The organism is Cupriavidus sp. OTU4054 (assembly GCF_038440175.1).
Lineage (GTDB): Bacteria > Pseudomonadota > Gammaproteobacteria > Burkholderiales > Burkholderiaceae > Cupriavidus > Cupriavidus pauculus_D.
The window spans coordinates 1-25,133 of sequence record NZ_JASATF010000042.1 but is presented as its reverse complement, the minus strand read 5'-3'; the positions used below and the strand labels follow the sequence as shown (position 1 = coordinate 25,133).

Sequence of the window (25,133 nt, the reverse complement as noted above, 5' to 3'; positions counted from 1 at the left end):
GCGGCGGTTTCTGCGCGAAAGCGGCAATATATCATGCCGTGATATATTCCGTGGCCTTGGAGTCCGGAGAGAGGAGCGAAGCATGCGCAGCAATTCCACGAGCGCCGAATCCACGCGCGGCGCCGAGCGGCCGATCGCATCACGACATGATGCATTGCAACATGACGGGCGGCGCGACTACGCCGTGGATGGGCGCCTGCCGATGCTGGCAGGTATCGCGCTCCTGCTGGGCGGCGTAAGTACCGGCGCCGCGTGGGTGCTGGTCAACCTCATCCGGTTCTTCACGAACCTGTTCTTCTATCGGACGCTGTCGTTTGCGGAGACCTCGCCCGCGCACCATACGCTCGGCCTGTGGGTTGTCGCGCTACCGGTGATCGGTGGCCTGATCGTCGGCCTGATGGCGCGCTACGGCAGCGACAAGATTCGCGGGCACGGCATTCCCGAGGCGATGGAAGCCGTGCTGTTCGGCCGCAGCCGCATGTCGCCGAAGGTCGCGGTGCTCAAGCCGCTGTCCTCGGGCATCGTGATCGGCAGCGGCGGGCCGTTCGGTGCGGAGGGTCCGATCATCATGACCGGCGGCTCGATCGCGTCGCTGCTTGCACAGCTGCTCCACCTGAGCGCGGCCGAGCGCAAGACGCTGCTCGTTGCCGGCGCCTGCGCGGGGATGACCGCGATCTTCGGCACGCCGGTCGCGGCGGTGCTGCTGGCCATCGAACTGCTGCTGTTTGAATTGCGGCCGCGCAGCCTGCTGCCGGTGGCGCTCGCCTGCGCGGTGGCGGGCTTCCTGCGTGCTCTTGTCTTCGAGCCTGGGCCGCTGTTCCCGCTGCAGACGGCGCCCGTGTCGGTGATGGCGCTCGGCGCGTGCATCGTCGCGGGGCTGCTGTGCGGGGGACTGGGCGCGGGGCTGACGCTGGCGCTGTATCGCACGGAAGACGCATTCTCCCGCCTGCCCATGCACTGGATGTGGTGGCCCGCGCTCGGCGGGCTCGTGGTGGGCATCGGCGGCTACTTCGAACCGCGCGCGCTCGGTATCGGATACGACGTCATCGGCGATCTGCTCAACAACCGCCTCGCCATCGAGGTCGCGGTGGCGCTGCTGGCCGTCAAGGCCGTGATCTGGGTCGCCGCGCTCGGCTCGGGAACCTCGGGCGGCGTGCTCGCGCCGCTGCTGATGCTGGGCGCGGGGCTCGGCGTGGTGCTTGCGCCGTGGCTGCCCGGCGGCTCGCCCTCGCTCTGGGCGCTCGTCTGCATGGCAGGCGTGCTGGGCAGCGTGCTCGGCGCGCCGCTGACGGCGATCGTGTTCGCGTTCGGACTCACCCACGACAGCGAGGCGCTGCTGCCGCTGCTGCTGACCACCGCGGTGGCCTACGGGTTCTCCGTGCTCACGATGAAGCGGTCGATCATGACCGAGAAGATTGCACGGCGCGGTCTGCATATCTGGCGCGAGTACGGTGTCGATCCGCTCGAGCATGCGCATGTGGCCGATCTGATGACGCGCGACGTCATGGCGATCGATGGCGATCTGCCGCTCGAAGCGGCCGTGGGCCGCTACTTCGGCGAGCGCGCGCCGCATCGCGCGTATCCGGTCGTCGGCGACGGGCGTGTGCTGGGCATGCTGAATCGCGCGGCGATCGACGCTGCCGCGCAGGCACCGGGCGCGCCGCTTGCGTGCCGCGATCTGTTGCCCGCGCCATCCGATGGGGTGAGCGCGGTCCTGCTCCCCACGCATACCGGCCGCGCCGCGGCGGGGCGCATGGCCACGCTGGGCGTCGCGCGATTGCCGGTGGTGGCCGACCTGGCCTCGATGCGCCTCGTCGGCATCGTCTCGCTGCGGGACCTCGCGGCGCCGAGCCGTCGGGTGCTCGACGAAGAGACCACGCGCGAGCGGCCGCTTGCTCAGAGTTTGTAGGTCGACAACAGGATGCTCGTCTCCGTCGCGGAGATGCCGTCGATCAGGCGAATGCGGTCGAGGGTGCGGTCGAAGGCCTCGAGCGTGTCCGCGCGCAGTTCCGCGATGATGTCCCAGCGGCCATTGGTCGTGTGCAGCGCCTGCACGTTCGGCTCTCCGCGCAGCGCCTGCAGGACTTGCCGCGCCTTGTTGCCCTCGACCGCCACCGTCATCCACGCGCGGATCCGATGCGGTTCCGCCTCGGGCTTGAGCCGCACCGTGTAGCCCACGATCAACCCATCGCGCTCGAGCTTGTCGATCCGGTTCTGCACGGTCGCCCGCGAGATGCGCAGGACCTTTGCAAGCGTGGTCACGGGGGTGCGGGCATTGTCGCGCAGCAGCGCGAGCAACTGCTGATCGGTGGCGTCCATGGCGGTTTGGCAATTTGCGAGTGACGGCTAGCGAATTGTTATCCCAGTCGCGCAATTTGTCCAATATGTGCGCTTCAGGCTGGCGCGCAGGCGACCCACAATGCACGCATTCCCACCTCGGATGCCGACTGCCATGATCCAACGCCCGACCATTCTCGTTGTTGCCCCGACCCACTACGACGTCTCCTACAGCATCAACCCATGGATGGACCCGCAGGCCTGGGCGCGCGACCCGCGCGGCATGCATCGCAACGCGATGCGGTCGTTCGACGCGCTGCGCGAGGCGCTCGACGCGTCGGGCTTCGCGGTCGAGGTGGCACCGGGCGCGCCGGGGCAGCCGGACATGGTGTTCCCGGCCAACGCGGCCGTGGTGCTCGATGGAAAGGCCGTGCTCGCGCGCTTCCGCTATCCGCAGCGGCAGGGCGAGGAGGCGCCGTTCGCGGCCATCTTCGAATCGCTGCGCGCGCGCGGTTGGATCGACAGCGTGGCCACGCTGCCCGACGGCTGCTATCAGGAGGGCGCCGGCGACTGCATCTGGGACGCCTCCCGCGGCCACTTCTGGGCCGGCTTCGGTCCGCGCTCGTCGCGCGAGGCCGCCGACGCGATGTCCGCGCACTTCGATCGCGACGTCGTCGCGCTGGAGCTGGCCACCGAACACAGCTATCACCTCGACGTCTGCTTCTGCCCGCTTGCCGGTGGCGAAGTCCTCTACTACCCGCCCGCATTCGGCGAGCAGGCCCTGCGCGAGATCCATGCGCGCGTGCCCGCCAGCCTTCGCATCGAGGCGACCGAGGACGACCTGCGGCATTTCAGCGTCAATGCGGTCAACCTCGACGACCAGGTCGTGATGACGCGCACCACGCCGCATCTGCGCACCGAGTTCGCGCGCCGCGGCTACCGCCTGCGCGAGGTCGATCTGTCGCCGTTCATGCTGTCCGGTGGCGGTGCGTACTGCATGACGCTGCGGCTCGACCGCGACGGCACGGCAGCGGTCGCGATGCATGACGCGGTGCGTGGCGCGGCGGCATAGCGCGCGCGCCGTCCTGCCGGTCCTGCCTGAACCTCACCATCGGAGACGCGGATCATGACGCTCACACCACGCGACACACCGGGCGGCAACCCCTCCCACCTCACGCGATGTCTCGACGCGCGCGATGTCGCGGCCCTCGTACGCGCCATCGGCGTCAGGCAGTCGCTCGTGCAGCTGGCGGACCATCTGCGCGAAGATTTCCTGCGCTGGTCCGCGTTCGACAAGTCCGCGCGCGCGGCAAGCCATTCCGACGTGGGCGTGATCGAACTGATGCCCGTCAGCGATGGCGTGCTGCACGCATTCAAGTACGTCAATGGCCATCCGCGCAACGCGCGGTACGCGCTGCCCACGGTGATGGCCTATGGCGCGCTGGCCGACGTGCGCACGGGGCATCCGCTGCTGCTGGCGGATCTGACGCTGGCCACCGCGTTGCGCACCGCCGCCACCTCCGCACTGGCGGCGAAGGCGATGGCGCGGCGGGACGCGAAGACCATGGCGCTGATCGGCAATGGCGCGCAGGCCGAGTTCCAGGCGCTGGCGTTCCACGCATTGCTCGGTATCCGCGAGATTCGCGCCTTCGATATCGACCGTCGCGCGACGGACCGGCTCGCGCGGAACCTCGCGCATGTGCCGGACCTGCGCATCGTGGCGGCGGCATCGATCGCAGACGCCGTGGCGGGCGCGGACATCGTCTCCACGGTCACCGCCGACAAGACCCGCGCCACGATTCTTGCGCCGGAGATGATCGCGCCGGGCATGCACCTCAACGCCGTCGGCGGCGATTGTCCGGGCAAGACGGAGCTGCATGCGGACATCCTCCGCAACGCCCGGATCGTCGTCGAGTACGCGCCGCAGACGCGCATCGAGGGCGAGATCCAGCAGTTGCCGCCCGACGCGCCGGTGACCGAACTATGGGAAGTCCTGGCGGGAACCTCGCCGGGCCGCGAGACCCGCGAGGAGGTCACGATATTCGATTCGGTGGGCTTCGCGCTCGAAGATTTTTCAGCGCTACGATGGCTCCACAATGTGGCGCTGTCGAACGACGCCGGTGAGTTTTTTGCGTTGGTTGCAACACCACGCGACCCCCGCGACCTCTACGGGTGGATGATGCGAGAGGACGCGTCGGCCGCAAAGACCGAGGGCGGCGTTGTGAAGGTGGCTCTTACTTAAGAGTTAGGGAGGCAAAACGCGGGAAGCAAAACGCCCGGCCCGCACCGCAAGTCGCGGTGACGGCGCCGGGCGCTCTATCGGGGGCGCTGTACCGGGGGCGCTGTACCGGGGGCGCGTGGCGCCCGCGGGGCACGGGCTTATGCGCCGGCGCGGCCCATCATCAGTTGCGCGCGCAGGAAGCCTTTGACTTCTTCCAGCGACGGTGTCTTCAGGAACACCATGATGCCCCAGTGCTGCAGGGCGTCGGCCACGCCATCGTAGGCCTGCCGATTGGTAATCACCGCGAAGATCACGCGCTGGCGCGCGAAGAAGTTCTGCAGCTTTTCGATGATCGCCGACTCGGCGTCGTTGAGTTCCTCGACGTAGTAGAGGACCACGCGCGGCCGCGCATCGACCGACGTGATCACGGTATCGACGACGTCCTCGAGCACCTGCGTTTTCAGCGGCAGTGACCACTTGCCCAGCTGCGCGCTGATACGCTGCGCCTCCTGGTGGTTCGGGTGGAACACCACGAGGTCGAGATCGTGCGGCGCCTGCAGATCGGGCGCGGCGCGCGATGCCAGCAGGCGGTGCACCGTTTCCTTGTGAATGCGCCGATGTCCGCCGTTGGTCTTCCAGGCGCCAAGTTCGCCCCGTTCGACCATCTTCTGGACAGTGCCCAGCGATACATTGAGAAGCTTTGCTGCGGTACGCGTGCTGTAGTAAGGCTTGTCAGCCAGTTCTGGATCCAGTTTCATCCACTCACCCGTTGTCGAACGGCAGCGCAACGCGGAAGCCGCGTCTCGTGGCGCCTTCGGGCGCGCCACGCCGGTGATTACCGGGCTGCCGGAATTCTACTGACCCTGCTACTCGACCCGCTCCCCGCCGGTCGTACTGCTTGGCGGCGGTGGTCTTTGCCACCTGCCCGGCACGGCGAACCGCACCGCACACCATTCATAGTATTCCTCGCATGGGGCACGCATGACAGAGGGTAATCGATGACTGGCGTTGCACTTTTGTTGTTTAACGTACATCGGCGGCCTCTGGTGGACCGGCGCGACGGAAAAGCCGATGAAATCCGAACGATCTCGCCCACCGTTCGACCTAGTCCTTATGGATCATCGGTCCCGATGCGCATGTGCAGATGATAACGGTTCGCGCTTGCGCCTCCAAAAAATCACGCCGCAATGGCTCAGAGTCCGTACTTGCGAACCTTGTCGAACAAGGTTGTCTTGGCCACGCCGAGCGCTTCGCTCGCGCGGGAGAGGTTGCCGTCGTGGCGGCGCAATGCATCGGCGATGAGCGCGCGCTCGAATTGTTCGACGGCCTGCGGCAGCGACAGTTCAGTCGGCCCGTCGCCGACGGCTCCGCCGCCGTCGCCACCTTCGTGCATATCGCCAGGACGGCAGCCGAGTCCGAGGACATGGCGCTCTGCCAGATTGCGCAGTTCGCGCACATTGCCGGGCCACGGATAGGCGATCAGCGCGGACATCTCCGCAGGCGATGCGGGCAGCGGCTCGCGATCGAAACGCAGCGCGGCCTGTGCCACGAAATGCTCGAATAGCTGCGGTACGTCTTCGCGACGCTCGCGCAGCGGCGGCAGTGCGAGCGTGATCACGTTGAGCCGGTAGTACAGGTCCGCGCGGAACGCGCCGGCATCGGACTGCGCGCGCAGGTCGGCCTTGGTCGCGGCTACCACGCGCGCATCGACGGGCACGGGCTGGTTGGAGCCGAGCCGCTCGACCGTGCGTTCCTGCAGCACGCGCAGCAGCTTGATCTGCATTGGCATGGGCATGCTCTCGATCTCGTCGAGGAACAGCGTGCCGCCCGCGGCGTGCTCGATCTTGCCGATGCGCCGGCGCGTGGCGCCCGTGAACGAGCCGGCCTCGTGGCCGAAGATCTCGGATTCAAACAGCTGTTCGGGCAGGCCGCCACAGTTGATCGCGACGAAATGGCGCGCATGGCGGCCGCTCGCTTCGTGCAGGCAGCGCGCGACGAGTTCCTTGCCCGTGCCGGTCTCGCCGTGGATCAGCACATTGGCGCCGGTATCGGCCACGTCGGCGATGCGCGCGCGCAGCCGCTCGATCGCGGGCGAATTGCCGATCAGCCGGCTCGCCACGGACGTGCGCGCGGCCAGCTGGGCGCGCAGCCCGGCTACCTCGAGCGTGAGCCGGCGCTGCTCGAGCGCGCGGCGGCATGCATCGACGAGCCGCTCGGGCGAAAACGGCTTTTCGAGGAAGTCGTACGCGCCTTGCTTCATCGCCTGGACGGCAAGGCTCACATCGCCGTGGCCCGTGATGAGGATCACGGGCAGCGTGGGATCCTGCTCGCGCAGCGCCGCGAGCAGCGACATGCCGTCGCGTCCCGGCAGGCGGACATCGGTGACGACGATACCCGGATGCAGCCCGCCTTCCATCTGCGTCTGGATATCGCGCAGCGCGGCCTCGGCGCTCGCGGCCGTGCGCGTGGGAATGCCTTCGAGCCGCAGCGCCTGCTCGCAGCCGAGGCGCACGTCCGGATCGTCCTCGACGATCGTCACGGCCAGATCGCGCGGCATGGGCTCAGCGGTCATGGGATGTCTCCCGGACTTTGCCGATCGCCTGCGGCAGCGCGAGCGTGAAGCACGCACCGCCGTCGGGGTGATTGATCGCGGTCAGCGTGCCGCCACTCTCGTTGAGAATGCCGGCCGACAACGTGAGGCCGAGGCCAAGGCCCTCGCCCGCGGGCTTGGTCGTGAAGAACGGTTCGAACAGCCGCGCGAAGGCTTCTTCGGAAAGGCCCGGCCCGTTGTCGCGCACGGTCAGGTGCACGAGGCCGCCGCTCTCGTATGCATGGAGCCAGAGCTTGGGCGAGGGCTGCCCGGCGGTGGCATCGAGCGCGTTGCCGATGAGGTTCACGAGCACCTGTTCCAGCCGGTTGGGGTCGCACGCGACCGTCAGGTGCGCGTCGATGTCGCGATCGATCTGGGGCCGGGTCGTGGCCACGCGCGATTCCATCAGGAACAGCGCGTTGTCCACCGCATCCGCGAGCTTTGCACAGCGGCGCGGGCCGCTGGCGGGGTCCCGCGCGAAGGACTTGAGCGCGCCCGTGATGCGGCCCATGCGTTCGACGAGCGCGATGATCTTCTCGAGGTTGTCGCGCGTGGTGGCCGCGTCGCCGCGATCGAGGAACTTGCAGGCGTTGCCGGACAGCGTGCGCAGCGCGGCCAGCGGCTGGTTGAGCTCGTGCGCGATGCCGGCCGACATCTGGCCCACGGCGGCGAGCTTGCCCGCCTGCATGAGGCCGTCCTGCGCCTGCCGCAGGAACGACTCGGTGCGGATGCGCTCGGCGACCTCGGCGTGCAGCTGCTGGTTCGCGGTCGAGAGGTCCGACGTTCGCTCCGCGACCTTGCGTTCGAGCTCGTTGTTGGCCGCCTCCAGCGCATGCCGCGCGGCCAGCCGCTCGCTGACGATGCGGCGGCGCACGTTCCACGCGGCGGCCAGCAGCAGCACGAAGGCGGTGGCCACGCCGGCCAGCGCCGCGCTGTTGAGCGCGGCCACGCGGGCCTGGGAGGTATTGGTCAGCAGCGTGAGGTCCCAGCCCGTGCCGGGCAGGGACGCATGTTGCGCGAGCATCGGCGGCCCCTGCCGCAGCTTGACGAGCGCGTCGCCACCGGGGCCCGGCCCCGTGCCCAGCGTGCGGACCGTGGAGAGCGCAAGCGTCGGCAGCGGCGCGCGGTTGTACTGCAGCGTCTGGTCGAGCCGCGCGCGCAGGTCGGGCGGAATCTCGCGCACCGCGGCAAGCTTCCATGAAGGATCGGAGGCGAGGATGACCACGCCGTTCTCGTCGGCGAGCAGCATCTGGCTGTCGGCACCCTGCCAGCGGTTCTCGAGCGGTTCCAGCCCGATCTTGACGACGGCCACGCCCGACGGATGATCGCGGTCGCCGAGCGGCGCGGACAGGTAGTAGCCGGACTCGCTGCGCGTGGTGCCCACGCCGTAGAAGCGGCCGAGCTGGCCTTCGATGGCCGTATGGAAGTACGGGCGGAAGCTCAGGTCTTCGCCGAGGTAGCTGTCGGGGCGCTGATAGTTGCTGGTGGCGACGACATGCCCCTGCGCATCGAGCACGTACACCACGCGCGTGCCCGCGCGCGCATTGAGCGCGGACAGGTAGACGTTGGCATCGGCGACGCGGGCGGGATCCTGCGGATGATGGAGCAGCGCGTCGATCCGCGCGTCCAGCGACAGCAGGCTCGGCACGTAGTCGTAGCGCGCGAGCTCGCTGTCGAGCGCCTGCGCATAGAGCCGCAGCTGAACCTGGCCGCGCTCGGCCTGGCGGGCGAGCGCGCCGTCGTAGGTATAGCGATAGCCGAACCAGCCCGCCGCGGCGATCAGCGCGGCAAGCACCAGCAGGGCCAACAGGGAGAGCGCGACGCGGGGTCTTGCGGGTGTGGCGACGGTGGACGGAATGACGGGGTCTTCGTGCTGCATGGCAGCCCTTTTACCACATCAAGGCAAAGCCCGAGAGAAATCGGCGCAGACAAATATTGACTAAGCAATTATTGCTGAGACAACGTCAAGCCATGAAAAAAGGCCCTGCCACCGGATCGGCGGCAGGGCCCTCGCATGGGCTGGCGGCGATGTTACTTGCCGGCCAGAACCTGACTCGTGCCCAGGCCTGCCCCTTGCGTGGAGACGTCGCGGCTGTCGATGTCCTCGTCTTCCTCATCTTCGGAAAGATCGGGTGCGCCAATCGCGTTTTCGCTGCGTGCGACCACCGTGGTGGCGATGGCATTGCCGAGCACGTTGGTCACGGTACGGCCCATGTCCAGCACGTGGTCGATACCGAGCACGAGCAGGATGCCGGCCTCGGGCAGGCCGAACATCGGCAGCACCGCGGCCACGACGACCAGCGAGGCGCGCGGCACGCCGGCAATACCCTTGCTGGTCACCAGCAGCACCAGCAGCATCGTGATCTGCTGCGTCAGCGAGAGATGGATGCCGTACACCTGCGCGACGAACAGCGCGGCGAACGACGTGTACATGATGGAACCGTCGAGGTTGAACGAATAGCCGAGCGGCAGCACGAAGTTCGTGATGCGCGGCTTGACGCCGAAGCGCGTGAGCTGCTCGATGACCTTCGGGTAGGCCGACTCGCTGCTCGCCGTGGCGAAGCCGATCATCAGCGGGGCGCGCAGCGCGCGCAGCAGCGAGAACACGCCGCGGCCGAGGAAGAGCGCGCCACCGGCAAGCAGGGCGGCCCACAGCAGCGCCAGCGCCAGATAGAAGCTGCCCAGCAGCTTGGCGTACACGGCCAGGACGCCGAGGCCCTGCGCCGTGATGACCGCGGAGATCGCGCCGAACACGCCGATCGGCGCGAATGCCATGACGTAGTTGGTGACCTTGAGCATGACCTGCGCGAGGCCTTCGATGCCGGCGAGTACGGGCTTGCCAACGCCGTCCTTGACGGTGCCGAGCGCGAAGCCGAAGAACAGCGAGAACACCACGATCTGCAGGATCTCGTTGGTGGCCATCGCCTCCACGAAGCTCTTGGGGAACATGTGCGCGATGAAGTCGCGCAGGTTCAGCGAGGCGGTCTTGACGCTGGATACCGCGTCGGCCGGCGGCAGCGGCAGGTTCATGCCGTGGCCCGGCGTCAGCACGTTGGCCATGATCAGGCCCAGCAGCAGCGACGTGACGGACGCGCCCACGAACCACAGCATCGCCTTGGCGCCGATTCGGCCGACGGCCCGGCCGTCACCCATGCTGGCGATGCCCGAGACGAGCGTCGCGAACACGAGCGGGCCGATGATCATCTTGATCATCCGCAGGAACACGTCGGTCAGGATGGAGAGATGATCGGCGATCGATTTCGCGGTGTCCGCGTCGGGGGCCAGATGGTGCGCCGCGGTGCCGGCCAGTACGCCGAGCAGCATCGCGATGAAGATCAGGGTGGGCAGTCGTTTGAGTTTCATCGTGGGGTTTGTCTTCCTGTGGCAGCTTTCTCGTTATGGGAAACGCGGCGCGAAAAAACGCGCGCCCCGGAATCGCACGAGCCATGCCAGCGCGCGGGACCGCCTGGCCTGATGTAAGGCCATGAATACAAAGGGGAAATGGAAGTGCGCCGGCCGCGCCGTCCGGGAGTCCGAACGGCGGTGGCGTGCAAGTGTTCGGAAATCCGAACGACTTCAGGAAGGGGTCAGGGCGCGGGCGGCGTTTCCGCCGCCTGGTGCGTGGCGCCGGCGATAAAGCTCTCGAGCGGCATCGGGCGGCCGATCACATAGCCCTGCGCATAGTCCACGCCGATCGCGCGCAGCGTATGCAGGGTCTGTTCGTCCTCGACGGACTCCGCCACCGTGCGCACGCCGAGGCGATGGCCGATATCGTTGATCGAGCTCACGATCTCGCGGTCCACGACGTTGTCGGCGAGGTTGCGGATAAAGCTGCCGTCGATCTTCAGGTAATCGACCGGAAACTGCTTCAGGTAAGAGAACGAGGACAGCCCGGCCCCGAAGTCGTCGAGCGCGACCGTGCAGCCTGCCCGGCGCATCTCGGCGACCAGGCGGTTGGCGGCGGACATGTTGTTGATCAGCGCGGTCTCGGTAATCTCCAGCCGGATGCGCCGGGCCGGCAGCACGGATTCGTCGAGCGCGGCGTGCAGGAAGGGCAGGAGGAACGGTTCGCCGAGCGAGTTGGCCGACAGGTTGATCGATACCGACAACCCGGGAATCGCCGCGAGGCGCGGGCCGAAGTCGTGCAGCACGTTGCGGATGACCCAGCGGTCGATATGGCCCATCAGGTCGTAACGCTCGGCGGCCGGGATGAACGCGCCGGGCATGATCAGCGTGCCGTTCTCGTCGACCATCCGCACGAGGATCTCGATATGGCAGGCGGGGTCCGACTCGGGCCGCAGCGCGCGAATCTCCTGCGCATACAGGCGGAAGCGGTTGGCCTCGAGCGCGGAGTGGATGCCCGCCGCGACTTCGAGTTCGCGGTGGTGGCGGCGCGCGTCGCTTTCGTCGCGGCGGTAGACCGATACGCGGTTGCGGCCCGCGGCCTTTGCCGCGTAGCAGGCCACGTCGGCGCGGCTCATCAGTTCGCCGACCGGCGGCACTTCGCTGTCGATGGCCGCGATGCCGATGCTGGCGCCCACGTCGTAGACGCGGCCGTCCCACGGAAAGCGGCGGCCGCGAATCGCATCGATGACCTTCTGGCACACATGGTCGGCCTGATCGACGGTGCAGTCCTTGAGCAGCAGCGCGAATTCGTCGCCGCCGAGGCGCGCGAGCAGGTCGTCGGGGCGCACATGGTGGCGGATCACGTAGCCGAGTTCGCGCAGCAGCACGTCGCCGGCGCCGTGTCCGGCCGTGTCGTTGACGATCTTGAAGCGGTCCAGGTCGATAAAGCACAGCGCGCTGCGATGGCCGTGCTGGCGCGCCGATTCGCAGGCCTCGCGCAGCTTCTTCTCGAACCACGCGCGGTTGGGCAGGCCCGTCAGCGCATCGTGCGTGGCCGAATGTGCGAGTTCGCGCTGCAGCGCGCGCGAGCTCGTGATGTCCTGGAACACGAGCACCGCGCCGAGCACGTCGCCATTGCCGGTGAGCACCGGCGCGGCGGAGTCCTGCACGTCGTGGCGCTCGCCGGTCAGGCTCTGCAGCACGGCGCCCTCCTGCAGGTAGGCGGGGCGCAGCGATTGCAGGCATTGCTCGACCGGGCTCGGAATCACCTCGCCGGTCAGTTCATCGACGATGCGGAACACCTGCTCGAGCGGCTGGCCCATCGCGGCGTCCATGCTCCAGCCGGTCAGCTGCTCGGCGATCGGGTTCAGGAACGTCACGCGCATCGCGGCATCGGTACAGATTACCGCGTCGCCGATGGAGCGCAGCGTGATCTGCAGCCGCTCCTTTTCCTCGAACAGCGCCGAGGTCAGCCGGCGCTGTTCCGTGGTGTCCCAGTTGGTGCCGACGAGCGCGCGCGTCATGCCGCTGTCGCGATCGCCGGCGCGCACGTCCTCCTGCCGCGACACCATCGCCATCGCGCGCACGTGGCGGATCTCTCCGGTCGGCCGCACGATGCGGTACTCGGTATCGAAGCGCTGCAGGCCGCGGATGGCCTGGCGCATCTCGCTGCTCACGCGGCTCACGTCCTCGGGGTGCAGCATCGCGATCCACTCGGCCAGCGTCGGCGTGCCGAGCTCCGGCGTGGTGCCGTGCAGCGCGTGCATCCGCGCATCCCACGTGATGGACGCGTTCGTGAAATCCCATTCCCAGATCCCCACGCCACCCGCTTCCACGGCAAGCTGCGTGCGGCGCGACAGCTGTTCCATCTGCTCCTGGGCCAGGCGACGGCTGTTGATGTCTTCCACCTGCGAGATAAAGTGGACGGGTTCGCCGGTAATCTCGTCGCGCACGAGCGATACCGCGAGCAGCGCCCACAGGTAGTGCCCTTCCTTGTGGCGGTAACGCTTCTCCATGCGGTAAGAATCGATCTCGCCGGCCAGCAGCCGTTCCACCTGCCGCAGGTCCGCGGCGAGGTCGTCCGGGTGGGTCATGAGCTGGAACGGGCGGCCGCGGAATTCGTCGGGGCTGTATCCGAGCAGGTCGGTCAGCGCGCGGTTGACCATCTGCCAGCGTCCGTCGAGGCCGACCAGCGCCATGCCGATGGCCGAGTGTTCCATGGCCTGCCGGAAGCGGCGCTCGCTGTTGCGCAGATGCGCGCGGCCGGCGCGGTTCTGTTCGGTCATCAGCGCGATGCAGACCGGAAATACCATGATCGCGGCCGCCGAGAGCGGCAGCCTCTGCATTGCGACGTCGGGCGCGCCCGACGCCAGGGCGAACAGCTCCGCCGCGAGGGTCGAGATCAGCGTCAGCACGGCCGTCGCGAACGGGTTGCTGAGCAGCGCCACCACCACGAGCGGCAGCGACATCGCGACGAACGGGTCATGCGACTGCAGGACCGCGACCGCGCCGATGGCCACCGAGATGACCAGCAGGATCGTCAGACGCACCAGCAGGCCGCGCTGGAACGTCGCGCTGACGCGCGCACGCGTGACCGACACCATCAGCGGCAGCAGCATGACCATGCCGAGCGCGCTCGCATTCCACCAGGTCCACCAGACGCGCGTGAACGGCGTGCCATACGCCTGGGCGAGCGCCGCCGCGCCCGCCAGCGCCCCCACGGCCGGCCCGACCGTCGCGGCCACCCCGAGCGTCAGCGCGAAACTGGCAAGCGGCCCTGAGCGCACGTTCCCCATATGGGCGCTCATCAGCCGCAGCAACGTCACCGAACAGACAATTTCCAGCAGGTTAGCGCAGGAGAGCAGCACCGCCACGATGACGGAATCGCCGCCCACCCAGTTGGCGAGCAGGCAGCCCGCGAACATGGCGGCCAGCAGCCACCGTGCCTCATAGCGCGGCCGCTGCAGCAACATGCCGAGGCCGAACGCGTTGGCCAGCCATAGCGCGGCGGCATTGCCGGGCAGCCGGGACAGCCAGATACCGGACGCCGCCAGCACGAACGCGCCGACGCCGGCCAGCAGCAGGGGGCGCCACGGCAGGGCGGGGGCTGGCAGGGGCGCCGGCGCGATCGCGGGGGCGTGCGTCGCGTTGGGCGTGTTGCGCGAATTGGCGGCCGAATCTGGCGTCATGCGGATCTGTTCGTTTTCGGGTTTTATATGGTCACACGATCCCGAGGCTAGACCGCACTGTAAGGCCGCCAACGGCTGTTTGAGGCCAGAGATAGGCGGGACGAGGGTGCCTTGTTGGGGCTGGCATCTTTAGCGGAATTTTGGTAGGGCGCCTGCGCGCAAAGCGTGCGGAGCCGAAAAACATTGGGTCGATGGCCCGCGCGAAGTCTGTACCATCGCGCACAGATCGCGAATGCCCGCCCCGCTGGAATCGGGCGGCACCATAAGAAAAGAGAGGGCTCCCCATGGATATCGCGCGTTTCTTCCGGATTGCCTCGGCCGCACTGGTTACTTTCGTCGTGGTCGTGGTGATCGCCGTCGGCGGCACCTGGTACTGGGGCGGCCAGAAAATGCAGCGGACGGTCAAGGTGCCGGAACTGCCACCGGTTGCCTATGTCGATGACGCGGCCTCGCTCGCGCATGGGAAGTACCTCTATCTGTCGCGGGGCTGTATGGAGTGCCACGGCGCCAACGGCGCCGGCAAGGTGGTGTTCGACGAACCCAACGGATTCTATGTGCGTTCGCCGGACCTGACCTCGGCCAATCCCACCATCGCGAACTACCGGCCGCAGGACTGGGATCTGGCGATTCGCCATGGCGTCGCGCCGTCCGGCCGGCCGCTGCTGGTCATGCCGAGCGAGGACTACAACCGCCTGTCCAACGAGGACTTCGCCGCGCTGGTCGGCTATCTGCGCAGCCTGCCGCCGACGGCCGGCGGGGCGAAGCCCGGCCAGGTGACGATGCCATGGTACGTGCGCGGGCTCTATGGCGCCGGCGTGGTCAAGGACGCCGCCGAGAAGATCGATCATGCGCTGCCGCCCGCGTCGGCCGTGGCCGCCGCGCCGACGGTCGCGTACGGCGCCTACGTGGCCAATGCCTGCATGGGCTGCCATGGCGCCAGCCTCCGGGGCGGCAAGATCCCGGGCGCGCCGCCCGACTGGCCCGATGCGGCCAATCTGCACGCGGATTCGCGCGCGATGAAACCTTATGAAGATGCCGCCGGTTTCGTGAACATGATGCGCACCGGCAAGCGGCCCGACGGCACGGATGTCAGCCGCGTGATGCCGTTCGCGTCGTTCGCGTACATGAACGACACCGATCTGGAGGCGCTGCATCGCTATCTGCGAAGCCTGAAGTAAAAACCGCTTTGGTTTTTTTAAATATTTCCATTGACGTTTCCAGTTCCAATAAATATTGGTTTCATCAAGATTGATAAAATAAAAAACGGGAAATAAATACGCGGGCATACCGTGAGTCCATCGTCCAATCGGCGACTGGAACTCACCCGTGCCTCATGCCCGCTTCCTGCGATGGATCCCGACCTGCGCGCTCCTGTGCGCGCTCCCGCCATGCGCGGCATCCGGGCCGGGCGAGCGCGCGCTGTCGCGGCACGGCCAGGTACTGGAGCAACAGCAGCGCGAACAGCTGCAGGAGATGCAGCGGCGCGCGCTGGGCGAGGCGCCGCCGCCCGGCGGCGCCGGCGAGGTTCTGCTGCCGCCAGCCGACGGCCCCCATATCGGCGGCGATTGCAGACCTGCCGATACGATCGCCCTGCACGGCGACACGTCCCTCGTGCCGGCGCCCGTATCGGCGCGCATCACGGAACGATATGCCGGCCGCTGCCTCGGTGCCGCGGAACTGGAAACCCTGCTGGCATCGATCACGCAATCGTTTCTCGATCGCGGGCTGATCACGACGCGTGCCTATCTACGCGACGATCGGCGCGGCCCGGACCCGGAACCAGATGGGCGCGTGCTCGATATCGATATCGTCGCCGGGACCATCGAGCGCTACGACGCGGAGGGCGCGATCTGGCCCGGCGGCGTATTCCCGGCAAAGCCCGGAGACGTGCTGAACCTGCGCGATCTGGAGCAGGGACTCGAGCAGATCAATCGCCTGCGCTCGCATCGCGCGCGACTGGAACTGCGGCCCGGAACCGCGCCGGGACAGACGGTCGTGGTCGTGAAGGACGAGGCCAGCCTGCCCGTGAGCCTGCTGACCGCGTACGACAACCTGGGCACGACCGCGACAGGCCGCAACGCGGTATCCGCCGTCGCCACGTTCGAGGGCTTGCTCGGCGCGAACGAGCAGATCTCGGTCACGCGCCGCCAGTCGATCTTTCCATTCGGCGGCGCGCATCGATCGGCGGCCACGGGGCTGCGCGCGCAACTCCCGCTCGGCTATCGCACTTTCGCGCTTGATGTCAGCCGGACCGATTACGTCAATACGCTCGCGCTGCCACGCGGCGCGCGGCTGGCGGTCAGCGGCGCCACGAATACCTATGGCGTCGGGGTCGATCACGTCGTCCTTCGCGACCAGCGCACCCGGGTGACCGTGTCCGCGCGGCTCGCGGTGCAATCGAGCCGGACCTGGGCGGACGACATCCTGCTTCGCGTGGCCAGTCGCAATCTGTCGTACGCGGAAGTGGGCGCCGACGTGACACGGCGCATCGGCAGCGGCGTGCTCGGCGGCCGCGTCGGCATCGCGCATGGCCTGTCCTTGTTCGGCACGCGGCGCGATCCGGCAGGGCTTTCGCGTGAATTGCCGCATGCGCAGTTCACGAAGCTGACCTACGAGCTTGGCTACAGCGATCGCACAGGCGTCCTGCCGGTGCCCGGCGCACCGCTAACCGTGTCCGCGCGGCTGACGGGCCAGCTTGCCCGCAGCAGCCTCTTCGGCTCCCAGCAGTTCGTCATTGGCGGCCCGGGCACCGTGCGCGGGTTTCTCGATCACTCGCTCAGCGGCGACAGCGGCCTGTTGCTCCGGACCGAAGCCGGCCTCCCGTGGCGCGTGCAAACCATTCCGGGCGGCCCACTCGTCGGGCGTGCCTATGTCGGCTTCGACTGGGGTCGCGTTGGCAGCATCGCGCGCGGCGTGCCGGGCGGAGCGCTCTCCGGTGTCGCGCTCGGTGTCGTCGCCACGTGGCGGGGCATGAGCGTCGATGCCCAACTCTCGCGCGCGGTGAGCGCGCCGAGCCCGCGCATGCGTGAAGGCCTGCTCTTCGGGATGCGCCTGACCTTCGATCTCTGACCACCATGAACCACGTCTATCGCATCGTATGGAGCATTGCCGCCGCGGCCTGGACCGTGGCGCCCGAGACCGCGCGCGCGCAGTCGGGCCATTCCGTTTCCGTTGCCGCCGCCAGCGGCCACACCCGCGCGCACAGCGCCGCCAATGGTGCGACCGTCGTCGATATCGACGCCCCAAATGCCGCGGGGCTTTCCCATAATCGTTACGACGCGTTCAACATCGACGCGAACGGACTCGTGCTGAACAACACGGTGGCGTCGCGCGGCCCGCAAGTGTCGCAGCTGGCCGGGCAGGTCGCCGCCAATGCAAATCTGACCGAGGCCGCGAGCCTTATCCTCAACGAGGTCGTGACCAACAACCGCAGCACGCTCGCCGGTGCCGCCGAGGTGCTGGGCGCGCGCGCCGACGTGATCGTCGCCAATCCCTATGGCGTGACGTGTTCGGGCTGCAGCTTCGTCAACACGGACAGCGTCACGCTGACGACGGGCGTGCCCTACCTGAACCCCGATCGGTCGCTCGGCGGGTTCGAGGTGACGCAGGGCGATATCCGCGTGGAGCGCGCCGGTCTCGACGCCACCGACTCCCGCGCGCTCGAACTGCTTGCGCGCGCGGTGCGGCTCGACGGTGTCGTGCGCGCGCGTGATCTGGCAATCGTCACGGGGGCCATGCGAAACGAACGCGCGAACCGCGCGGTCGCGCATCCACTGGCAGGCAATGGCGACGCGCCGAAGCTCGCCATCGACAGCACCCTGTTTGGCGGCATGTATGCCGACCGCATCCGGATCGTTGCCACCGAGGCGGGCACGGGCGTACGCATGCGCGGGCAGGCTGCGGCCCGCGCCGACGATCTGCACATCGAGGCCGCCAGGGGCATCCAGGTCTTCGGGCGCGTCACCGCGCGACGCGAGTTGCGGTTGCAGGCGGGTGAAACACTGGCCAACACGGGGCGTCTCGAAGCCGGCCGCATGCTGGCCGTGCGCGCGCGCGAGCTGCTCAATCAGGGCGATCTCGAAGGTGGCGCAACGATCGATATCGAAGCCGCGGTGGTGCGCAATGAATCCGCAGGCGCCACGCAGCGGGTCTGGGTCAGGGGCGCCGAGGTCAGGGAGGCGCATGGCCAGGCCTACGACGATGGCGGCAGCGGCGGCAACCGGGATTTCTTTCAGGACTATCGCGCGACATGGACGGAGACCCGGATGTTCGCGCCCGGCGTACAACCGCGCGTGGCTACGATGCACGCCGGCGATACGCTGAACATGGCGTTCCAGCGCGGCCACAATCTGGGCGGCAAGCTCAGCGCCGGCAACGCCGTGCTCCTGCGTGGGTTGCACGCCGACGGCAGCGCCGTGTTCCACAACGAGGGGATTGCCGAAGAGACCCAGCGCCACACCTCGCTTTCCACGCAGACGCGCAAGATCATCGGGCCGCTGTTCGGCATTGAAAAATACGGGTGGACCCATTGCCGCGACGGCGGCGCGGCATACGATCCCGGTTGCCGTTACAACGGCGCGCAGGCCGCCTATCTGTCCGAGTTTCGTCCCGCGATGCAGGCGACCGTTCGGGCCGATACCGTGCGCGCGGCACGCTTGCGCCTGATCAACGACGGCGCGCAGTCGGGCGCCGCCACGATCGCGGGGCGTGACCTCCAGCTGGATGTGGCCGCGCTTGTCAACGACGGCGGCCGCATCGCGGGCGATCAGGCGCTGACTGTTGCCAGCGTCGGCAGTATTGCGAACCGGTCGGGCGTGCTCGCGGGCCGTCGCGTCGCGCTGTTTTCGCGGCAGGGCGATATCGTCAACCGCACGCTGGTCATGGGTAACGGGACGCCCCAGCTCTACCTCTCGCAGCGTGGGCCGATCGGCACGATCGAGGCCGGCGAGGCGCTCTCGCTGGACGCGGGCGGGCATATCGTCAATCTCGGCGGGGCGATGCGTGCCGCGGGGGCCATCGACCTCGGCGCGCGCCGTGGCGTGCTGTTCGACGCGGTGGTCACGATGCAGGGGGATTCGACCCCGACCATGCAACCGAAGCTCGGTGCGGGGGTCACCTGGACGACGGGCGGGGAGGCCGCTATCACGCAGCACGTGGGCAGTCTGGTGGCCGGGCACGACCTCCGTGTGCGCACCGATGGCTCGGCGTTGTTCAGCGCGTCGGCGGTCAAGGCGGGCGGCACGCTGTTCGTGCGTGCGTCGGATGCGATTGGCGTGGTATCGCAGCAGAATCAGATCCGTACGTGGGATGACGTCGATACCGGCGGGCTCGGTGTCAACGGTTCGCTCTACGGCACCGAGAAGACGACCCGCGGAAGTGTCGCGCGCCGCAACGTAGGCGCCACGCTCGAGGCGGGCGGCGCGCTCGATCTCGAAGCCGGGCGCGATGTGTTCCTGCGCGGCTCGACGGTCGTGGCCGCGGGTGCGGGGTCGATCGTCGCCGCCAACATCCTCGTACTCGCAGGCGGCGAAAGCCTCGAGTCGTCGGCCTCGGTCGACAAGAGCGGCATCCTGCAGGTGTATCGCAATCGACCCGTGGTCCGCGCCGGTGGCACCAGCGCGAGCGCGGAGGGGTCGATGGGGTTCAAGTTCTACGGCCGGGACACGCAGCGCGACACGATAAAGGAGTCGGCCGCCATCGGATCGACGCTGCGTACCGGCGGGAACCTGCGCGCGCATGCCACGGGCGACATCCGGCTCGAAGGTGGCGCGGTGGAAGCGGGTGGCGACCTCGATGCGCGCGCGGCCAAGGTCGTTATCGAAGCGGCACGCGACGCGGTCAGTATCGGGACGGCGACGGAGAGCATGGGCATCGGGTGGATGGTGTCGACGTCCGCCGCGGCGTCCGCCACGGGGGCCGCTAGCATCGGGGGTCGCAGGAAGGGCGATGACGACAACTGGGCGACGCTGCGTGGCAACGCGTCGGCGACGCTCGACATCGGGTACGACGTCGCGCAACACGATGCGCGCACGCGCGACGTCGATGTCACGTCATTCCGGTCTGCTGCCATGGGTGCCGCGGGCGATGTCGTGGCGAGCGCCGCGAAGACCTTGACGGTGCGGGCCTCCCTGCTCGCGGCGGGACGCGATCTGCGGCTGGCCGGATGGGATCTCGAGAGCGTGGTCGCCGAGAACCTGAAAACCGAACGGACCTCGGGCAGATCGGCGGCGCTCGGTGCTTACCTGACGCTCAACGCGGGCGCGCAGGCAGGGATCGGGGCGCAGGCCAGCGGCGCGCAGTCGGGCGGTCTGCCCTCGATGTGGGCGAATGGCGAAGGCGGTGCGAGGACTTCGCTCATGCTTGACGATGGGCAATCCGGCAGCACCCACGCGCTCGCGTCGCGCCTGGTGGCGGGACGCGATCTTGCGCGCCATGCCGGCGGCACGCTGCGCGATGTCGGCGCCAGCATCGAAGCCGGGCGCAACCTGACGCAAGAGGCGGCGACGATCGTCGGCGAGGCGGCCGCGGATACCGTGCATCGCTCGGACCAGCGCAGCCGGGACACGTTGCGCGTGGGCGTGTACGGTTCGGCGTCGGCGGGCGTGCCAACGTCCTCGGCCACCGGGCAGGGCGCCAGCACGATGACGCGTGGGATGGGCTTCGGGGCCGGAGGCACGGTGGGCTATCGCAAGGAAGGGTTCGACGAGCGAGAGTCGGGCCGCACGCAGATCGCGGGCCGGATCAAGGCGGGTGGCAATGTGTCGAGCCGCAGCACAGGCGCCACGCGGCTGGAGGGGACATCGATCGAGGCGGGCGGCGACGTCCGTATCGATGCCGCGACGCTCGACTATGCCGCCGCGCGCGAGGTGTCGGCCGTGACGGGCAGCGACCTCAATGCGGGGGGCGACCTCAAGGTCGATGTCGTGAATCCGGGCGTGAGCGGCAACGGCGACTATCAGGGCAACCAGTTGAATCGCCGTGCATCCATCGCGACTGGCGGGCATGTCGGCGCCGGAGGCAGCGTATTCGTGCAGGCGACCGGCGAGGCACGGCTGGAAGGTACGCGGATCGACGCGGGGCAGCACATCCGTATTGCGGCGGGGGGCGATCTGAAGCTCGATGCGGCCCGGACCGAACGCCGCGGCAAGACGCAAAGCCTGGCCGCGAACGGCTCGCTCGGCGCCGGTACGAGCTGGATGGCGGCGAGCGCGAGCGCCAACGTGGGCCAGACCGTGCGCGAGGAGGACGACGTCGCGCCGGTGCGCATCGCGTCGAAACAGGGAGACATCGACCTGCAGGCCGGCAACGACGCCACGCTCGTGGCGACGCGGCTTGCCAGCGAAGGAACGGTGACCGTGCGGGCCGGGCGCGACCTCGTACTCGGGGCCGCGACGATCCGCTCGCTGTACCAGTCGGATCGGACCGGGGGCGGCCTGGGGATCAGCACCGTCGGCGGGTCGCCAGGCTTCAGTTCCGATGGGGCGTTCGTCGGCTCGCGAGAGAAATTCCGCGAGCGCGAGATCGGTACGGAAGTCGATGCGGGTGTGCAGGTCAGTCTGATGTCGGGGCGCGACATGACGCTCGCCGGGCTCACGGCACGCGCGCCCGACACCCAGAAGACGTACGGCGGCACGCTCACGGAAACGGCCCTGAAGAAAGATGTCGCGCGCAACAAGAATCTCGATATCGTGGCGCCGCCGATGGTGATGCCCGCGGGTGGAGGGCGCCGGCCGGCTGCGCCTTCGCCGGGCATGAAGCGCCTGACGCTGGATCTGGAGGGAGGCACGGCGCGCGCGCCGCTCGCGCCGAGCCCTGCGCGCGAGCCCCTTGCACGGCCCAGGGCCGCGACGGTGCGTGACGGCGTGTTCGGCCCCGATAGTTATATCGCCTATACGCGCGGGGAGCCGATCGTGACGATCGAAACGCATGGCGCGCCGTTCAATAGCGGCAATCGCGCCAATGCAAAGGGGGTGGCCAAGGCCGTCGATCGCGTCGTGACCGAGGCAGGAGGGAGCCTCGATCAGGTCCGGCGCATCGATCTGAAGACCTGCTATGGCGGTTGCGGCGGTCCGTTCTCGCAGGCACAGGCGCTGGCCAACGCGACCGGGAAAACCGTATTCTCGACGCCCGGCCCCTACACGATCGGCGTGTCGTACAACGACATGAAGCCGTACCAGCCGTATGGCAATCCGGTGGCGTCCGCGTTGTCGCAAACGGGCAATGCAATATTGTTTCCGATCTCGAAGGTCCTCCACGGGTCGCCCACGTCATCAACGCCATCGACGTCATCCACGCCATCGACCGGCAACACATTGCCGTTGCCCGGGCGCATTGGCGCATGGCAGGAGCGCCGCGCGCTCATCCGGGATGCCGCGCGGGACGTGCCCGAAGCCCGGCGCAGCAGCGAAAGAGCGGCAACCCAGGCAGACGCCGCCCAGCGCATGTGGGACGATTTCCGGGGCCGCGGCGTGCGTCCCAACGCCATGGATGGCGCGCAGATCGGCCAGTACGTGCTGAGCTCCCGGCCGTTCAACGATCCGTATATCCGGCGCCCCGGGGATACCGCCGATCCGCCGATCCGCTGGGACAACGCCAATACGCTGCGAGGCACGCTCGGCAAGCTTCCCAGCCATGAGGGCATCACCTACCGCGGCGATCATCTGCCGGCGAACATCTGGGGCAAGACAGTCAGGAAGGGTGACGTCGTGGTGAGCCGGCCGTTCACGTCGACGTCGATGTCGCCGCACGTTGCGCACGAATTCTCGAGCTCGCCTTACGCAAGCGAAAACCCCACGATGTATGTCATTCGTGGCCGCAGTGGCAAGAATATCGCCGGACTCAACACGACGATGAACGAATCGGAAGTCCTGTACCGGCCCGGCACGCGCTTCGATGTGCTGGGGCACAAGAAGATCGACGTTCGCACGTACGTGATGTTGCGGGAGCACGAGAAAACGGAAGCGTCGCGCAAGAAGCCGGTCAAGGACATGTACACGGGCCAGACGGTGCCCAGGCGGGTCTATGCCGAGCGCGTCGTGGTCCAGGCCGGTGACGATGCGGCAACCGCATACGCGGCGAAGGCGCTTGCCAGCAAGCATCCGGGCACACGGCTCGTACAGGCGGACGGGCTGGGTGCCACGGACGGCAGCGGGCCGTCGCGCGCGCCCGGCGGCGACGTCAAGATATCCGTCGTCGGGCACGGCAGCGGAGGCAAGGACGCGAAGCTGGGCGGGCGGTCGGCGGCGGAGGTGGCCGGGCTCGTCGCGCAGGCGGCCGGAACGGCGGGCACGGTCAGGAAGGTCTCGCTGGTGGGCTGCGATACCGACTGCATGGTCGGCGACGTCACGGACAAACTGGTCAGACGGGGCATCCAGGCGGAAGTGACGGGTCAGAGCGGGAACATCAAGGTGCTCCCCACCGGAAGCAAGGCAGTGGCCTCGGTCATGGACACCTACGCGCTCGGGCCGTTCGGCTATCCGTGGGCGCCTTCCCTCTTCGAACGCTGGCAGGCAGCGCGGGACCGCAAGAATACCTTCAGGGCGCTGACGCGCGATGTGCCGGAGGCGCAGCGAAGGGAGGAGAAGGCGGCAACGCAGGCGGAGACGGCCACGCTGATGAGAGACCGGCATCGGACAGAGAACGTGCGTCTGACGGACCCGGACAAGAGGCTCATCGACCAGTACGTGGGGAGCTCCGCCCCCTTCAACAGGGGCTACTACGATCGGCCGGATGGCGGGGCCGGGCCGATCGTCAAGTGGGACAAGCCCAACGGATTGCGGGGTGCGCTCGGCAAGCTTCCGGACCATACGGATGTCACCTATCGCGGTGTCCACGCGCCGTCCGATATCTGGGGCAACAAGGTCAACCGCGGCGATGTCGTGATGAGCCGGACGTTCACCTCGAGCTCGGCGTCGCCGCATGTGGCCAAACATTTCGCGAGCAACATGGGGGTCACCCCGGGCGTCAAGGGGTACCCCACGGTGTTCCATATCCGCGGTCGCAGCGGCAGGAACATCGCGGGAATGGGCCTCAACGACGAGGCGGAGGTCGTGTTCCTGCCCAACACGCGGTTCGACGTGCTGGGGCACAAGCAGGCGGATACGCGGACCTACGTGCTGTTGCGGGAGCATGAGAAAACGGAAGCGTCGCGCCATCGGCCGGTCAAGGACATCTTCACGGGCGAGCCGGTGCCAAAGCGCGTCTATGCCGATCGGGTCGTGGTGCAGGCAGGCGACGACCCCGTGACCGCGAGGGCCGCGCAGGCCCTGGCCCGCAAGCACCCCGGCACGCGGCTGCTGCAGGTTGGCGCGGAGGGCGTGGCAGACGATACGGGCCCGTCGCGGCCGGCCGGCGACGTCAAGGTTGCCGTCGTGGGGCATGGCGGCAGCGGGACCGTACCGACGCTGGGCGGCAGGACCGCGGCGGAGGTTGCCGACCTCGTCGCGCAGGCGGCGGGGACGCGGGGCAACGTCACGAAAGTCGCGCTGGTGGGATGCGGATCGAGCTGCATGCTCGGCGACGTCACGGCGGAACTGGGCAGTCGCGGCATCCAGGCAGAGATGACGGGACAGAGCCGGCCGGTGAAGGTGCTGGCGAACGGCACGAAGGCGAGGGCCGATATCGCGGATGCCGCCGCACTGGGCAAGCCCGGCGAGTCGTGGGCGTCCTCGGGCTGGAAGTCGTCAACGCAGAACGCCCAGGATCACTGGCAGAAGCACAAGCACGAGTTTCCCCAGTACAACCGTTGGTTCGAGTACGCGGCGGGCGCGCAGCAATTCACGTCGAATCCGCCCGCGGGGACGCAGACCAAGTCGGACGCTTCGGGCAACAGTCTTTACTACAACCCGAACTCGAACGTGTTCGCGGCCACCAATTCGCGGGGCCAGAACACGACGATGTTCAAGCCGCTGGGTAACAGGGGGGAGTACTGGGCGAAGCAGTAGGCGATGGGTCGGGAGCGGCCCCTGGCCCCCCGCCGGCGGGGGGAAAGGGCCGCGCCCCGGCCCCCGGG

At 68.2% G+C, this 25,133-nt stretch carries 12 protein-coding genes; 6 read left to right on the top strand and 6 right to left on the bottom strand.

Translation table 11 applies throughout. The features are described from left to right. Positions 1-202: 202 nt before the first annotated feature. On the top strand, positions 203-1,909 hold the full coding sequence (locus tag AAHB16_RS30470; protein WP_342052749.1) for a chloride channel protein: 1,707 nt from the start codon (positions 203-205) through the stop codon (positions 1,907-1,909). Here AAHB16_RS30470 and AAHB16_RS30465 read toward each other — a convergent pair. Next, on the bottom strand, positions 1,897-2,319 hold the full coding sequence (locus AAHB16_RS30465) for an Lrp/AsnC family transcriptional regulator (protein ID WP_150372669.1): 423 nt from the start codon (positions 2,317-2,319) through the stop codon (positions 1,897-1,899). The two genes, AAHB16_RS30470 and AAHB16_RS30465, sit on opposite strands and share 13 nt — an antisense overlap. A 133-nt stretch (positions 2,320-2,452) precedes the next feature. Between AAHB16_RS30465 and AAHB16_RS30460 the strand changes: the two genes are divergently transcribed. Both AAHB16_RS30460 and AAHB16_RS30455 read left to right on the top strand, forming a co-directional pair. After that, positions 2,453-3,349 carry a dimethylarginine dimethylaminohydrolase family protein gene (locus AAHB16_RS30460; protein WP_342052737.1) on the top strand — a complete coding sequence of 299 codons (897 nt, stop codon included), beginning with the start codon at positions 2,453-2,455 and terminating at the stop codon, positions 3,347-3,349. 54 nt (positions 3,350-3,403) lie between these two features. Then, positions 3,404-4,519, top strand: coding sequence for an ornithine cyclodeaminase (locus AAHB16_RS30455; protein ID WP_342052736.1), 1,116 nt, complete (start codon positions 3,404-3,406; stop codon positions 4,517-4,519). Positions 4,520-4,656: 137 nt separating this feature from the next. Here the strand turns inward: AAHB16_RS30455 and AAHB16_RS30450 are convergent, their stop codons facing one another. The 5 genes from AAHB16_RS30450 to AAHB16_RS30430 all read right to left on the bottom strand — a co-directional run bounded on the left by AAHB16_RS30450 (position 4,657) and on the right by AAHB16_RS30430 (position 14,122). Further along, complete coding sequence (locus AAHB16_RS30450; RefSeq protein WP_342052735.1) at positions 4,657-5,256, bottom strand: helix-turn-helix domain-containing protein; 600 nt, start codon at positions 5,254-5,256, stop codon at positions 4,657-4,659. A 434-nt stretch (positions 5,257-5,690) separates the two neighbouring features. Next, positions 5,691-7,055: a sigma-54-dependent transcriptional regulator gene (locus AAHB16_RS30445; protein WP_150373874.1), complete on the bottom strand. Its 1,365-nt coding sequence runs from the start codon at positions 7,053-7,055 to the stop codon at positions 5,691-5,693. A gap of 4 nt (positions 7,056-7,059) precedes the next feature. Further along, complete coding sequence (locus tag AAHB16_RS30440; protein WP_342052734.1) at positions 7,060-8,967, bottom strand: sensor histidine kinase; 1,908 nt, start codon at positions 8,965-8,967, stop codon at positions 7,060-7,062. Positions 8,968-9,119: 152 nt separating this feature from the next. Next, positions 9,120-10,451 carry a dicarboxylate/amino acid:cation symporter gene (locus tag AAHB16_RS30435; RefSeq protein ID WP_150372664.1) on the bottom strand — a complete coding sequence of 444 codons (1,332 nt, stop codon included), beginning with the start codon at positions 10,449-10,451 and terminating at the stop codon, positions 9,120-9,122. A 224-nt stretch (positions 10,452-10,675) separates the two neighbouring features. Continuing rightward, entirely contained in the window at positions 10,676-14,122 is a 3,447-nt protein-coding gene (locus AAHB16_RS30430; RefSeq protein WP_150372663.1) for a diguanylate cyclase, read from the bottom strand. A 284-nt stretch (positions 14,123-14,406) separates the two neighbouring features. Between AAHB16_RS30430 and AAHB16_RS30425 the strand changes: the two genes are divergently transcribed. From AAHB16_RS30425 to AAHB16_RS30415, 3 genes are all read left to right on the top strand, one after another. Further along, positions 14,407-15,300: a c-type cytochrome gene (locus AAHB16_RS30425; RefSeq protein ID WP_150372662.1), complete on the top strand. Its 894-nt coding sequence runs from the start codon at positions 14,407-14,409 to the stop codon at positions 15,298-15,300. 148 nt (positions 15,301-15,448) lie between these two features. Further along, positions 15,449-17,191, top strand: coding sequence for a ShlB/FhaC/HecB family hemolysin secretion/activation protein (locus AAHB16_RS30420; RefSeq protein WP_342052733.1), 1,743 nt, complete (start codon positions 15,449-15,451; stop codon positions 17,189-17,191). Between the two features lie 5 nt (positions 17,192-17,196). After that, positions 17,197-25,065 (top strand): two-partner secretion domain-containing protein, encoded by a 7,869-nt coding sequence (locus AAHB16_RS30415; RefSeq protein ID WP_342052732.1) that lies wholly within the window; start codon positions 17,197-17,199, stop codon positions 25,063-25,065. The last annotated feature ends 68 nt before the right edge of the window (positions 25,066-25,133 follow it).

What these genes read in the sequence shown, in the direction of transcription:
- AAHB16_RS30470 (WP_342052749.1), top strand. Translation starts at nt 203, where the DNA reads ATGCTGGCAGGTATCGCGCTCCTGCTGGGCGGCGTAAGTACCGGCGCC.
- AAHB16_RS30465 (WP_150372669.1), bottom strand. Translation starts at nt 2,319, where the DNA reads ATGGACGCCACCGATCAGCAGTTGCTCGCGCTGCTGCGCGACAATGCC.
- AAHB16_RS30460 (WP_342052737.1), top strand. Translation starts at nt 2,453, where the DNA reads ATGATCCAACGCCCGACCATTCTCGTTGTTGCCCCGACCCACTACGAC.
- AAHB16_RS30455 (WP_342052736.1), top strand. Translation starts at nt 3,404, where the DNA reads ATGACGCTCACACCACGCGACACACCGGGCGGCAACCCCTCCCACCTC.
- AAHB16_RS30450 (WP_342052735.1), bottom strand. Translation starts at nt 5,256, where the DNA reads ATGAAACTGGATCCAGAACTGGCTGACAAGCCTTACTACAGCACGCGT.
- AAHB16_RS30445 (WP_150373874.1), bottom strand. Translation starts at nt 7,055, where the DNA reads ATGCCGCGCGATCTGGCCGTGACGATCGTCGAGGACGATCCGGACGTG.
- AAHB16_RS30440 (WP_342052734.1), bottom strand. Translation starts at nt 8,967, where the DNA reads ATGCAGCACGAAGACCCCGTCATTCCGTCCACCGTCGCCACACCCGCA.
- AAHB16_RS30435 (WP_150372664.1), bottom strand. Translation starts at nt 10,451, where the DNA reads ATGAAACTCAAACGACTGCCCACCCTGATCTTCATCGCGATGCTGCTC.
- AAHB16_RS30430 (WP_150372663.1), bottom strand. Translation starts at nt 14,122, where the DNA reads ATGACGCCAGATTCGGCCGCCAATTCGCGCAACACGCCCAACGCGACG.
- AAHB16_RS30425 (WP_150372662.1), top strand. Translation starts at nt 14,407, where the DNA reads ATGGATATCGCGCGTTTCTTCCGGATTGCCTCGGCCGCACTGGTTACT.
- AAHB16_RS30415 (WP_342052732.1), top strand. Translation starts at nt 17,197, where the DNA reads ATGAACCACGTCTATCGCATCGTATGGAGCATTGCCGCCGCGGCCTGG.